Raw genomic sequence first — 13,618 nt, forward strand, 5'->3', positions numbered from 1 at the left:
TGATTTTCCCTCTAACACCACATTACCTGAATAAGTTGTGTTTTGGAGAAATATATTTTTAATTCAAAAATACAACATAAAAATATAATTAATCCCTCCTTTTAAACCCTTCTAAAAAAGTTACGTAATTATTTTTACACAGTACCTTGCTTTACATAGTACCTTATATTATATTTGTCTCAACATTATAACCTCATCATCATGAAAGTAGAAAACACACAAGTGCAGATGCGGAAGGGAATTCTGGAATTCTGCATACTGGAGATTATCTCTCGTGGTGAAGTATATGCGTCCGATATGTTGGAAGAGCTGACAGCAGCCAAGATGATCGTTGTGGAGGGAACCCTTTACCCGTTATTAACCCGCCTCAAAAACGCGTCACTTCTCGACTATAGCTGGGTAGAATCCACTTCGGGGCCTCCCCGCAAATACTACACCTTAACAGAAACCGGCCGTGCCTTTCTGGAGCAGCTTCGCGATACCTGGCAGGAACTGGTAGAATCAACAGACTTCATTATCCAAAACAAGAAAGCCCAACAGTCATGAAAAAGAATATAAGCATCAACTTACAAGGCATCATCTTTTATATAGAAGAGGATGGCTATGAGCAGCTGAGCAGATATTTGGCTTCTGTGCGCTCGTACTTCTCAAACTATGAGGGGCACGAAGAAATAGTAGCAGATATCGAGTTGCGCATTGCTGAAATCTTTTCAGCACGACTTTCTCCGGCAAAACAGGTTATAACACAAGAAGACGTGCAGTACCTGATTGCCAGAATGGGTAATGTTACGGAGTTTGAGGTAATGGACCCTGTTGAGGAAGAAATTCCTAACTATGGCACAGGTGGCGCTGCTACTGCCTCAGCCGCTTATGCCGCACCTGGCACTAAAAAACTATACCGTGATGTAAACCGCAAAGTAATAAGTGGGGTTTGTGCAGGTATAGCCAATTACCTTAATCTGGATGTGGTATGGGTACGTCTGTTCTTTATACTGTTCCTGGTACTGGGTATCTTATCTGCAGGCATATCTGCGGCAGCTGCCGTTATACTTTATATTGTGTTATGGATAGCCATGCCGGAAAGCCATGAGCTACCGGACACAACCGTTAAGAAGTTATTCCGTGACCCTGAAGACAAAAAACTGGGTGGTGTGGCAAGCGGTATAGCCAAGTATTTTGGTGTAGATGTAGCTGTCGTGCGCATCCTGTTTCTGGTATCCATCTTTTTGGGTGGCTTTGGTCTGATCTTATACATTGTGCTTTGGATAGCGGTACCGGAAGCGGTAACGCTAACCGAGCGCATGCAAATGCAGGGAAGCCCTGTTACGCTGGCAGGTATAGAACATACGCTTAAGGAAAACCTGAACATGAAAGACCAGAATGGCCAGGAAAGTACACTTGCTAAGGTCATCTTGCTGCCTATACGCCTTATTTCCCAGATCATTACCTGGATGGGAAGAGCTCTAGGACCTATACTAGCTTTTCTGGTTGTACTTATTCGCGTAGCAGCCGGCATATTCCTTTTACTGGTTTCTGTAGGGTTAACTGTTGGCTTGTTCAGCGCTTTCTTTGCCTCAATGGGCTGGTTAGACAACACAGACATGATTCAGATGGGACCATTTTCGTCTTCTATCTGGCTGGGCGGATTTCCCAGATTCGGATTGGTTGCAGGTCTTGTTGTAGGCCTAATCCCCCTTTTGTTCCTTATAATGCTTGCAATCGGCTTACTTGCTAAACGCTTCTTTATGCGGCCTACTGTAGGCTGGTCGTTGTTCGGTGTTTGGATAGCAGCTCTTATAATCATGATTGCTTCTATAATATCGTATAGTGCCAACTTCCAGAGAAGTGGTGAGATAGAAATAACCAAAACTATACCTGCTGCTGGTGTAAGGGTACTGGATGCGTATGACCTGGACCTAGAATACAATAATCTTTACATAGATGTAAGAGAGCATGCAGGTCCTAACATTGAAGTTATCCAGCAAATAGAAGCTAAAGGTCGCACTGAAGCAGAAGCCAAGCAGAACGCACGTATGGTAACTTACCGTGTAGTACAGCAGGATTCTACCCTTCGTTTCGATAACAGCTACGAATTTAAAGAAGGTGCCCGTTTCCGTGACCAGGACCTGACTATTGTGTTAAGACTGCCGAAAAACAAGCCGTTCCGCCTGACCCGTGAATTTGTATACTTGCTTCCTAGCGCCACATTCGACCAGGATTATGGTTATGACAAAATTGAGAGAAATACCTGGCAGGTAAAAGGCGATATGCTGGAATGCTTAACCTGTGCAACTGATACACTTGATACCGAAGATACAGAAACTGACTTTAATGTAGATGCTGACTTTGAAGACTTCGGAAATAATGAAAGCGTGCTACTGGATATGCAGGATTATGGCTCTAACAGCAAAGCTTTCCAGGTATCTGATTTTGAGCGTATCAGTATTTCAGGTCCTTACCATGTTCAGATCAAGGAAGGCAAAACGCATAAAGTAACTGTGCGTGGCCCCGAAAGAGAGATCAGACGCATGGAAGTAGATACGAACAGCGGCGAACTTACTATAGAATCTGAAGACAATGTGATAAACCTGTTCGAAAACCATGATCCGGTATTAATACAGATTACTGTACCCGAACTGGAGAGCCTGCACCTGGGTGGTGCCATTAAAGCTGATGTAACGGGCATTAATGCCAACGAACTTTACTTAGGATTAGCCGGGGCAACAAAAGCAGCCATTAATGTAAGAGCCAAAACATTACGTGCTGATGTTGCAGGTGCATCTAATACCCTGTTTACAGGTACCACCGATAAGTTTGAACTGGAAGCAGCAGGAGCCTGCAAAATAGATGCAGACCAATTACGTGCCAGCGATGTGGTTGTAGAAGCTTTAGGTGCCACCAAGGCCGACGTATATGCTACTGGAAGTCTGCGTGCAGAAGCATCTGGAGCAAGTCGTATTACTTATAAAGGCAACCCACGCAGCACTCAAATAGACGCTGATGGTGCAAGCAAGGTATCGCGGCAGTAGACTTTTACTTCCAAAGCTTTTAATAAAAGCGGGCTAAATCAACATAAGTCGACTTAGCCCGCTCCAAAATTGCTTAAGTACAAAATAAAACTTTTATACTTAAAGTATAAGGTAATACGTTAAGTATTCAATCACCCTGTTTGTTTAGTTGTTTGATGATTCTGCTAAAGCTTCTTCTCAATATCAGGGGAGAAGCCTAAGCAGATTTTTTTCTTTTAACTATAAGGTTTTCTTATTCACAACCGCCAGCCCCTTCTGCTCTCCAATCTGCAATAAGTAAGCATAGGCATCTTCAAACTCATTTTTTACTTTCCCTTCTAATATAGCTTCTGTAAGCACCTCCTTCAACTCCCCTACTGTTTTAGAAGGTTTCAGGTCAAATGTTTCCATGATGATCTCGCCGGTAATAACAGGCTGGAAGTTGCGTAGTTTGTCGCTTTCCTCTACTTCAACCAGGCGTTTCTCAACTTTATCGAAATTCTGGATATAGCGTTTTACTTTTGCGTCGTTTTTGGAGGTAATATCAGCGCGGCATAAAGCCATTAAGGCATCAATATCATCACCGGTTTCAAAAAGTAATCTGCGGATAGCAGAATCTGTAACGGTTTCTTTCACCAGCGCGATGGGGCGCAAATGCAGGCGCACGAGTTTCTGTACGAACTTCATGTGCTCGTTTAGAGGCAGCTTTAAATCTTTAAATATCTTAGGCACCATGCGTGCGCCGCGGTCTTCGTGCCCATGAAAGGTCCAGCCTACTTTTGGCGAATAGCGTTTGGTATCTGGTTTGGCAATATCATGAAGTATAGCCGACCAGCGCAACCACAGATCATTTGAAACCTGCGCAACATTGTCGAGCACCTGCAGGGTGTGGTAAAAATTATCTTTATGCGAGTTGCCGTTTCTGGTCTCTACACCCTGCAGTTCTACCATTTTCGGGAAGATCAGGTGCAGTAAGCCGGAAGTAAACAGCAGTTTAAAGCCATAGCTAGGCACCGACGCAAGTATAATCTTATTCAGTTCATCCGTTATCCGCTCCTGCGATACTATTTTAATGCGTTCTTTATTATCAATAATGGCATCAAACGTATCAGGGTCGATGTCAAAACCAAGCTGCGTGGCAAAACGGATGGCGCGCATCATACGCAACGGGTCATCAGAAAAAGTTATACCTGGTTCTAAAGGGGTGCGAATAATCTTCCGCTTCATATCCTTCAGGCCATCAAATTCATCTATCAGCTCACCATAGTTGGCTTTATTTAAACTTATACCCAGCGCATTGATGGTGAAATCTCTACGCTTCAGGTCATCATCCAAAGTGCCTTGTTCTACTTCAGGCTTGCGCGAGTGCTCTCTGTAGGACTCTTTGCGGGCACCTACAAACTCTACTTCCCAATCGCCGGAACGGAGCATGGCAGTACCAAAATTCTTGAAAACAGAAACCTTGGGTTTATGATGCATTTTCTTGGAAACCAGCTCTGCTAGCGCAATTCCATCTCCGATGCAAACAACATCTATGTCTTTTGAAGGTCGCTTTAAAACAAGGTCGCGTACAAACCCCCCGATTACATAAGCATCTACACCAAGCTCTGCCGCCGCAGTAGCTACAACATCAAAAACAGGATTATCGGGCAGTTTTATAGTTTCCATCAAAAAGTAAAACCTCAGGTGGTTTTGCCACACCTGAGGCACAAAAATAAGGTAATAAATCGAAAGCGCCTTAGCAGGACAAAAGACAATTAGGTAAAGTATAAGCTCAAATACTTTGTTATTTGTCAGAAAAACCTTTGCTTATAGTTACTCCCGTATAGTTTCTGTTTCGCCGTTGGCCTTTATCTTAACGATGCGCGATGGCTTAGCCGCTGTATCTTCGTCCTGGCGCCAGCGCACTACATAATCAACCCGCTTTTTAACTTCTTCGTCTATCTCGGCAAATGTAGCCGGAGATTTACCACCACTCAGGTTAGCAGACGTGGATACCAGTGGTCTGTCAAGTTGCCGTATCAGGCGATGGCAGAACTCATCTTTTACCACACGTATAGCTATACTTCCGTCTGGGGCAATCACTTCTTCTGGCAGGTTTCGGGCTCCTTCAAAAATATAGGTAGTTGGTTGGTCCTGCTCTTCCAGCATTTTCTCGAAGTTCTCAGGCACTTCCTCCACATAATGTCTTACCATGTCAGCGTCTGCCACCAATATAATCATCGACTTTGAAGGATCGCGCTCTTTTATCTTGAACACTTTTTGCACAGCTTTAGCCTCTTCCGCATCGCAACCTATTCCCCAAACTGTATCTGTAGGGTAAAGGATTACATTCCCCATCAGCAGCTCCTCTTCGGCTGCCTGTACTTCCTTAAGTAATTGATTTAAACTCATAGTTTTAAATTGCTTATTGTTGATTGTCAATTGTTGGTTTATTCAGCTGAACCTGTTCCCACTTACTGTAGCAGAGAAACAATCAGCAATTAACGTATCTCCTGTGTCAGTTCTACCAGCACGCCGTTGGCACTTTTAGGGTGCACAAAACAAACCAGTTTATTATCCGCGCCTTTTTTGGGTTGCTCGTTCAGAAGTATAAATCCCTCCTGCTTCAGGCGCTCCATCTCTGCTATAATATCTTCTACTTCAAACGCGATGTGATGGATACCTTCACCTCGTTTTTCGATAAATTTAGCAATAGCGCTATCTGAGTTTGTAGCTTCCAGCAGCTCTATTTTGGTATCGCCAGCTCTGAAGAACGATGTATTTACACCTTCTGACTCTACATACTCTGTTTTATACGGTTCTACGCCCAACAATTTATAATATAAGGCATTTGCTTCGCTAAAATTTTTTACGGCTATGCCAATGTGTTCAACCTTCTTCATTTTTTATTTGTAATTAGTCTAAGTAACCTTTTTTTAGTAATTTTGCACCGAATCAAAACTAATCATTTCTGCAAACTGTTTAGTTAACAGTATAAAAAGAGATATAAAAAGTGCTATGCTAACATTTCCGATATATTTAGATAACAACGCTACTACGCCACTAGACCCGCGCGTACTTGATGCGATGATGCCTTACCTGACAAACAAGTTTGGTAATGCTGCCTCTCGTAACCACGCTTTTGGCTGGCATGCAGAAGAAGCCGTTGATTATGCCCGCGAGCAGATTGCAGCACTTATCAACTGCAATCCTAAAGAAATTATCTTTACATCTGGTGCTACTGAGTCTGACAACCTTGCTATCAAAGGTGTATTCGAGATGTATGCATCTAAGGGTAATCACATTATTACAGCTACCACCGAACATAAAGCTGTACTGGATACGTGCAAGCATATCGAGAAGATTGGTGGTAAAGTAACTTACCTGCCAGTTGACAGCAAAGGCCTTATCGACCTGAAGCAACTGGAAGAGGCAATTACAGATAAGACTATACTTATCTCTATTATGTATGCCAATAACGAAGTTGGTGTCATTCAGCCGATCAAAGAAGTTTCTGCTATCGCTAAAAAACACGGTATTTTATTCTTTACTGATGCTACGCAGGCAGTAGGCAAAATACCTGTGGATGTAGAAGCTGACGGCATCGACCTGATGGCTTTCTCTGGTCACAAAATGTATGGCCCTAAGGGTGTTGGTGCATTATACGTACGCCGTAAAAACCCACGTGTTAAAGTTACTGCCCAGATGGATGGTGGCGGACACGAGCGTGGCATGCGTTCTGGTACACTTAACGTGCCGGGTATTGTTGGTCTTGGTAAGGCTGCCGAGATCGCGAAGCAGGACATGGAAAAAGATACTGCCCGTATTTCAGCTATGCGTGATCGTTTAGAGCGTGAGCTCTTAACTATAGAAGAGTCTTATGTAAACGGTTCTGTAGAGCACCGTTTACCACACGTTTCAAACATCTCCTTTAAATATGTAGAAGGTGAAGGTTTGATGATGGGTGTAAAAGACATCGCCGTTTCTTCAGGATCTGCCTGTACTTCAGCTTCCCTAGAGCCATCTTATGTACTGAAGGCACTAGGACTGAGTGATGACCTGGCGCACTCTTCGCTACGTTTCGGTTTCAGCCGATTTACTACGGATGAAGAAGTGGACTATGCGATTGACCACGTAAAAGAAGCGGTTTCAAAACTTCGTGAAATGTCTCCGCTTTGGGAGATGTTCAAAGAAGGTATCGACTTGAACTCTATTGAGTGGGCAGAACACTAGGAGGTAATTAAGAATTAGGAATTACGAATTAAGAATTGTTCGTGGTTCCTGATTCAACTCATAATTCTTAATTAATAATTTGTAATTAAACAAAGCTATGGCTTATTCAGATAAAGTAATTGATCATTATAACAACCCACGCAACGTTGGTACGCTTGATAAAGCGAAGAACAATGTGGGTACCGGCCTTGTAGGTGCACCTGAGTGCGGCGACGTAATGCGCCTTCAGATTGAAGTAGACGAGAACCAGGTAATCACTGATGCAAAGTTCAAAACTTTTGGTTGTGGTTCTGCTATCGCTTCTTCTTCGCTGGCTACTGAGTGGCTGAAAGGTAAAACTGTTGACGAGGCGTTGGCCATCGACAACATGGACATTGTGGAAGAACTGGCATTGCCTCCGGTTAAAATTCACTGCTCTGTTCTGGCTGAAGATGCAATTAAATCTGCCATTAACGACTACAGAGTAAAGAACGGTTTACCAGCTTTAGAGCTGCCTAAGTCTCACCACTAAGAAACCCGGACTCGCGAATGGAGTCGAAGACAGATGTGCACGTTGAGAGTGCACGCATTCAGAAGCAGATTGAGAACCACTTAGGAATAAGCGGAAGCAGTCTGCTTTTTGAATTCCGGCAGATGGATGACAAAGTTCGTCTGGACCTGATCACAGTAAATCCGCGCCACCACCAGTCGTTCCTGTTCCATACCGAAACTGGTTACGACCGTGTGGATGTGCTTCGCAAAATGCTGGAGTATGTGCAGAACTACCGTGATAAGGAAAGCTCTTTTACAATACAGTGGATGTCCCGTGGCGATAAGGAATTGAATACTTCTTACTTCCGGGCTCGTAATATGTATGAAGCGCTTGATAAATTATACTTTGGCCGCGACATGAACACTATCACTGTATTTAGTGTTGTAATGAATCCGGTATCTTAAAGATTTATAGTTATGATAACAGTATCAGATAAAGCAAAAGAGAAAGTTATAAAGCTGAAGCACGATGCGCAGCTGGATGATACCTTCCGTTTGCGTGCATCTGTTGCAGGCGGTGGTTGCTCCGGCCTGTCCTACCAGCTCGACTTTGATGACGAAGTAAAGCCAATGGATCAGGAGTTTGAAGATAAAGGAGTGAAAGTGGTAGTAGATATGAAAAGCTTCTTGTACCTGGCCGGTACAGAACTAGATTTTTCTGACGGACTGAATGGCAAAGGCTTCTTCTTTAACAACCCCAACGCCAGCCGTACCTGCGGTTGTGGCGACAGTTTCTCGGTGTAATAAAATAACGCAGCTTATATACAGAGCAAAAGGGCAGCTACTTTAGAGTAGCTGCCCTTTTTGTTTTACTCCAAATTATACCTAGCGTTTTATAAACCTGAGTACCTGGCGCTGTCCAGTCTTGTCGAAAATAAGCAAACTATAAATACCAGCTTGCAACGTATTTACTGCTATAAGGTGTTGTGTATCATTCGCAACTAATTCCTGCTTATATATTTCACGGCCAGCCAGATCAACTATACTTATACTTTGTCCTGCACTTTGAGGTATCACCAGGTTTAAATTCTCTGAGGCTATAGTTGGAAAAAGTATAGCATTATTATGGGGTTGCACATTTACTTCTACCAATTTAGAATAAGTAAAAGAGCCATCAAGATCTACCTGCTTTAATCTGTAATAAGACAACTCTGCAAGTGGATTGGCATCTGTAAAGCTGTATGCAGTACGGGTAACGTTATTTCCTTTGCTTTTTACTGCAGCTATACTTGTAAACTCTTTGCCGTTCTGGCTACGCTCAATTATAAAATGCTTATTATCTTTTTCTGAAGCAGTTGCCCAGCTAAGTTTCACTTTGTTGTGGTCTGCTTTGGCAGCAAAACTTATCAATTCAACAGGAAGTATACCAGGGGCTTTAGTTTGTTCGATGCTCCAGGTCATACTAAAATCATCAATAGCTAGACCATGATCATCGTAGAGGTCGTTCAAATCTTTCCAGCGAAGCATAACATAATGTCCGGCAGGTATAGTTACGGGTACCACAGCTGACAAAAACTTACGGTTTGCAGATGCATTTCCGTCTAAGCCGCCAGGGGCTGATTTAAAGACAGGGCTTTTAAAATCGAGCTCTGGCACATTTGTCCAGCCGGCATCTGATTTTGGGGACAGATTAAAGGCAGCTGCATCAGCGTTTATAGCATACCAGAAAGTTGTTGCCTGTTGGGGAGCTGAAGAGCTTGAACTACGCCATTGCTCTCCTGTAAAGCTGATGTTGAGGGCTGTAATGTTACTGCCGGTATTGTTCTGTATAAGTAATCCCCATGCAAATTCGCCAACTGTAGCGGTAGCCGAACTGATAGCACCTAATGCACGATCTGTACTACCGGCCGGTCCAAAACTATAAAGTCCACCAGCGTTTGAAGATCCCGTACCGTAAAGCAAAGTTGTTGTAGTAGGTATAGTTCGATTCAGGTACCACCCCGGGAAGTACTGTGTGCCGCTTACCCATGTTCCTGTGCTTGTTGCTGGTAGCGCATCAAAGTTTTGGGAATAACTTGTTGTGAAAGAATTAATACTGATCTGGGCACTAGCATCCGGAGAAACTAATAGTCCTAGTAAGAATGAGCCGCAACATAAAACTTTTGTAATCCGAGTAAAATGTTTCATCATACGCTATTATACCTTAAGCTGTAATCCTATTTCTTTAGTGGAACCCCCTGCTCCAATAATTGTCAGCTTAACTTTCTGCGTATTATTATAGTTCAATTTTTAATTACAGAGTATTGAAAAATTTCTATTTTGTTGTTGCTACCCTAGGCATGTGTCTACTCATGTTTAATTAAGCATCGAAAAATTGATTATATTCAAGGGTTAAGATATAAATAGATCGTTTATGAACACGAAACTTCTCATGACCTCCAGTGCAATAGTTTTGGGTATTACAGGCTTATTGCTTTCATTTCTACCGCAGGAGATTTTGGAATACGCTGGTGCAAGTTCAGTTGTGCTCTTCCCAATTTTCCTGCAACTGCTTGGTGCTGCCTATTTGGGTTTCGCCATGCTAAACTGGATGGCAAAAGGCAACCTGATTGGTGGTATCTATAGCAGGCCTGTTGCTATAGGTAACCTGGCACACTTCGTTATCGGCGGACTAGCCCTTCTAAAATCTGCATCTACGGTACCTGATGGAACAGCAATGTGGATAGCAGGTGCCGTTTATACTATTTTCGCTGCACTGTTTGCTGTAGTTACTTTCACACATCCTATCAAGGAAGTACAAACTTCAAAGGCATAAAAGCATATACTTATTAGTCCGGTAGTTCATCCGGAGAAGAGCATTTACCAAGGGCTGTGTTTAAAATAATCCTCTGGCAAAGCCAGGTGGCAGCAGACTTCTGTCCTTTATTTTTGTCTTCTTAACAAATTAACAAATCAATTTTTCCACAGGAATAGGTCAATAACAGAACGTGTTAGCTATTTTTCCACGTAACATACCCATCGTTTTGATTTTTTATTCCTAAATCTTCAAATTACCTTAGCAGTCTAAACCTGTTTTATTATGACTCAATTCGGAAATAACGCAGACATCCGCAACGACTGGAGTCTGGACGAGATAAAAGCGATTTACTATAAGCCAGTGCTCGAACTAATTGTAGAGGCGGCTAATGTTCATAAAAAATACCAGGCTACCGGAGAAGTACAAGTGTGTACTTTACTTTCTGTTAAAACCGGTGGTTGTCCTGAGGATTGCTCCTACTGTCCGCAGGCAGCGCGTTTCCATACTGATGTAGAAGTACATAAACTGTTGAGTCAGGAGCAGGTGCTAACTGCAGCACAGCGTGCAAAAGATGGTGGCTCTACCCGTTTCTGCATGGGTGCTGCATGGAGAGAAGTGCGCGATAACCGCGACTTCGACAAAGTGCTGGACATGGTGAAAGGCGTTAACGAAATGGGCCTTGAAGTTTGCTGCACGCTTGGTATGGTTAACGAATACCAGGCCGAAAAGCTGAAAGAAGCTGGCTTGTATGCTTACAACCATAACTTAGATACATCACAAGAAAACTATAGCAATATCATTACCACCCGTACCTACGACGACCGCCTGGATACGATTGAAAACGTGCGTAAAGCTGGCATCTCGGTTTGCTCTGGTGGTATTATTGGCTTAGGTGAGACTGATGAAGACCGTATCGGTATGCTTCATACCTTGTCTACCTTAGTGCAGCATCCTGAATCTGTTCCGGTAAATGCGCTGGTTCCGGTAAAAGGTACACCACTTGAGAACCAGCCATTGGTTACGGTCTGGGAAATGGTACGCATGATCGCGACAGCCCGTATCCTGATGCCAAAAACAATGGTTCGTCTGTCGGCTGGCCGTGAGCGCATGAGCGTAACTGATCAGGCTTTATGCTTCCTGGCTGGCGCGAACTCCATCTTCACAGGTGAAAAACTGTTGACAACGCCAAACCCGGATTTCGATCAGGATAAAGCCATGTTCGAACTGTTAGGTTTATCTCCACGCAAATCGTTCAAAGAAGAAGCACAGCACGTGTGCTAGTTATTAGTACTTAGACATTAGATATTTCTTTTACTGATTACTCATTCAAGAGTCTAAATACTAACATCTAATGTCTAACATCCTAAATAAACTGCAGCAAAAGCTGGCTGAACGGGCAGCGCAGGGGAACTTGCGTGCGCTTAAAACCAGTACCGGCCTGATAGATTTCTGTTCTAACGATTACCTCGGGCTTGCCCGTTCTGAAAAGCTTCGTGAGTTAATAAGTCAGGAAGAAGACAAGTATAAATCATTGCCATTGGGCGCGACCGGCTCCCGGCTTTTATCCGGTAACCACCCGCTTTTCGAAGAACTGGAACGTATAATCGCAGCTTATCACAAAGGTGAAGCGGCATTGCTTTTTAACTCTGGTTACATGGCAAATGTGGGGTTGCTATCGGCCCTACCGCAGCGTGGCGATACCGTTTTTTACGACGAAGCCAGCCATGCTTCTATGAAAGACGGTTTGCGCCTGAGTTTTGCGAAGAGCTACAGTTTTAAGCATAACGATGTAGCTGATCTGCAACAAAAGCTAAAGCACGCTACCGGGCAGATTTATATTGTGGTAGAATCGGTTTACTCGATGGATGGAGATAAGGCTCCGCTTGAAGAACTGGCTATACTTTGTGATGAGCATAATGCCGCCCTTATAGTTGACGAAGCCCATGCAGTAGGCCTTTATGGAGAAAAAGGAGAAGGCTTAACAGCAGCTTTGGGTTTACAGGATAAAGTTTTTGCACAGGTGATAACTTACGGTAAGGCCATGGGCAACCACGGCGCCGCTATAGTTGGTCCAAAGGTGCTCCGCGAGTTTCTGATAAACTATAGCCGGGCATTTATTTATACTACCGGATTGCCAACGCATACTTTGCTGGCTTTAAAATGTGCTTATAGTTTGCTACCGCAACTACAACACGAACGTGAGCGGGTTAAGCAACTGGCAGCTCAGCTATACAGTCAGTTTAATACTATTAGAGGCATCCGATGCACACCCGCGGATAGTGTTATACTTTCTGTGTTTAAAGAAGATGCCGCCCAGTTGAAGCCGCTGGCTTTAGCTTTACAACAACAAGGTTTTGATGTACGTCCCGTTTTGTCGCCAACTGTACCGGAAGGCAAAGAACGACTGCGGGTAATTGTACACGTTTATAATACTGAAGAAGAAATTGTGGGCCTCGTGCAGGCCATAGCCAACCACTTATGAAACGTTATTTTGTGACAGGCATCGGTACGGAAGTAGGGAAAACCGTTGCCGCCGCTATTTTAACCGAAGCCCTGCAAGCCGACTACTGGAAACCAGTGCAAGCCGGCGGACTTGATTATACAGATACAGACACGGTGCGCAGCTTGGTTTCTAACCCTGTTTCTGTTTTTCACCCGGAAGCTTATCGCCTTAAAATGGCTGCATCGCCGCATAAAGCTGCCGCTGCCGAAGGTATAGAAATTGATGTACGCGGCATTACCTTACCCGAAACCAGCAACAACCTGATTGTGGAAGGTGCCGGTGGCCTGATGGTACCCCTAAACAAACGCTACCTTATACTCGACCTGGTGCAGCAACTGGGCCTGGAAGTGGTATTGGTATCGCGCAATTACTTGGGCAGCATTAACCACACGTTACTTACTGCTGAAGTGCTTCGCTACCGTAAGGTGCCAGTGGCCGGCATTATTTTTAACGGAGAAGAAAACAGCTCTACCGAAGACTTTATTGTGAAGTATACCGGCCTTCGCCGCCTGCCTTCTATCCGCCAGGAAGCTGATTTTTGCCCGGAAACCATCGCCCAGTACGCAAAAGAATTTGTGCCATATCTGTAACATCAACCAAGTATAGCCTATAGTTAAAACTCTA

At 43.8% G+C, this 13,618-nt stretch carries 14 protein-coding genes; 10 read left to right on the forward strand and 4 right to left on the reverse strand.

Annotated elements, in window-relative coordinates; all coding sequences use genetic code 11:
- The first annotated feature begins 201 nt into the window (after positions 1-201).
- Both MJ612_RS08715 and MJ612_RS08720 read left to right on the forward strand, forming a co-directional pair.
- Positions 202-546 (forward strand): PadR family transcriptional regulator, encoded by a 345-nt coding sequence (locus tag MJ612_RS08715; protein ID WP_187033110.1) that lies wholly within the window; start codon positions 202-204, stop codon positions 544-546.
- Positions 543-3,029 carry a PspC domain-containing protein gene (locus MJ612_RS08720; RefSeq protein WP_187033111.1) on the forward strand — a complete coding sequence of 829 codons (2,487 nt, stop codon included), beginning with the start codon at positions 543-545 and terminating at the stop codon, positions 3,027-3,029. The genes MJ612_RS08715 and MJ612_RS08720 overlap by 4 nt, the downstream gene beginning before the upstream one ends.
- Positions 3,030-3,248: 219 nt before the next feature.
- Here MJ612_RS08720 and MJ612_RS08725 read toward each other — a convergent pair whose 3' ends face one another.
- From MJ612_RS08725 to mce, 3 genes are all read right to left on the reverse strand, one after another.
- Positions 3,249-4,676 carry a CCA tRNA nucleotidyltransferase gene (locus tag MJ612_RS08725; RefSeq protein ID WP_187033112.1) on the reverse strand — a complete coding sequence of 476 codons (1,428 nt, stop codon included), beginning with the start codon at positions 4,674-4,676 and terminating at the stop codon, positions 3,249-3,251.
- A 147-nt stretch (positions 4,677-4,823) separates the two neighbouring features.
- Entirely contained in the window at positions 4,824-5,402 is a 579-nt protein-coding gene (locus MJ612_RS08730) for an L-threonylcarbamoyladenylate synthase (RefSeq protein WP_187033113.1), read from the reverse strand.
- An 89-nt stretch (positions 5,403-5,491) separates the two neighbouring features.
- Positions 5,492-5,893: a methylmalonyl-CoA epimerase gene (gene mce, locus MJ612_RS08735; protein ID WP_187033114.1), complete on the reverse strand. Its 402-nt coding sequence runs from the start codon at positions 5,891-5,893 to the stop codon at positions 5,492-5,494.
- 115 nt (positions 5,894-6,008) lie between these two features.
- On the opposite strand from mce, the gene MJ612_RS08740 reads away from it, so the two are divergent.
- The 4 genes from MJ612_RS08740 to MJ612_RS08755 all read left to right on the forward strand — a co-directional run bounded on the left by MJ612_RS08740 (position 6,009) and on the right by MJ612_RS08755 (position 8,498).
- Positions 6,009-7,223 (forward strand): IscS subfamily cysteine desulfurase, encoded by a 1,215-nt coding sequence (locus MJ612_RS08740; protein WP_187033115.1) that lies wholly within the window; start codon positions 6,009-6,011, stop codon positions 7,221-7,223.
- Positions 7,224-7,320: 97 nt separating this feature from the next.
- Complete coding sequence (gene iscU, locus MJ612_RS08745; RefSeq protein WP_185197531.1) at positions 7,321-7,734, forward strand: Fe-S cluster assembly scaffold IscU; 414 nt, start codon at positions 7,321-7,323, stop codon at positions 7,732-7,734.
- A gap of 17 nt (positions 7,735-7,751) precedes the next feature.
- Positions 7,752-8,159, forward strand: a complete 408-nt coding sequence (locus tag MJ612_RS08750) for a hypothetical protein (protein ID WP_187033116.1) — start codon at positions 7,752-7,754, stop codon at positions 8,157-8,159.
- A gap of 12 nt (positions 8,160-8,171) precedes the next feature.
- The gene (locus MJ612_RS08755) at positions 8,172-8,498 is read left to right on the forward strand and encodes a HesB/IscA family protein (protein WP_187033117.1); all 327 of its coding nucleotides are present in this window, start codon (positions 8,172-8,174) and stop codon (positions 8,496-8,498) included.
- Between the two features lie 81 nt (positions 8,499-8,579).
- On the opposite strand, the gene MJ612_RS08760 is transcribed toward MJ612_RS08755, so the two are convergent.
- Positions 8,580-9,884: a T9SS type A sorting domain-containing protein gene (locus MJ612_RS08760; protein WP_187033118.1), complete on the reverse strand. Its 1,305-nt coding sequence runs from the start codon at positions 9,882-9,884 to the stop codon at positions 8,580-8,582.
- A 223-nt stretch (positions 9,885-10,107) separates the two neighbouring features.
- Between MJ612_RS08760 and MJ612_RS08765 the strand changes: the two genes are divergently transcribed.
- The 4 genes from MJ612_RS08765 (at position 10,108) to bioD (ending at position 13,584) form a co-directional block, all read left to right on the forward strand.
- Complete coding sequence (locus tag MJ612_RS08765; protein WP_187033119.1) at positions 10,108-10,509, forward strand: hypothetical protein; 402 nt, start codon at positions 10,108-10,110, stop codon at positions 10,507-10,509.
- A 264-nt stretch (positions 10,510-10,773) separates the two neighbouring features.
- Entirely contained in the window at positions 10,774-11,772 is a 999-nt protein-coding gene (bioB, locus tag MJ612_RS08770; protein WP_187033120.1) for a biotin synthase BioB, read from the forward strand.
- A 70-nt stretch (positions 11,773-11,842) separates the two neighbouring features.
- Entirely contained in the window at positions 11,843-12,973 is a 1,131-nt protein-coding gene (locus MJ612_RS08775; protein ID WP_187033121.1) for an aminotransferase class I/II-fold pyridoxal phosphate-dependent enzyme, read from the forward strand.
- Complete coding sequence (gene bioD / locus MJ612_RS08780) at positions 12,970-13,584, forward strand: dethiobiotin synthase (protein ID WP_187033122.1); 615 nt, start codon at positions 12,970-12,972, stop codon at positions 13,582-13,584. Before MJ612_RS08775 ends, bioD begins: the two co-directional genes overlap by 4 nt.
- Positions 13,585-13,618: the final 34 nt, after the last annotated feature.

Origin of the sequence: Pontibacter deserti, assembly GCF_023630255.1 — a bacterium.
Lineage (GTDB): Bacteria > Bacteroidota > Bacteroidia > Cytophagales > Hymenobacteraceae > Pontibacter > Pontibacter deserti.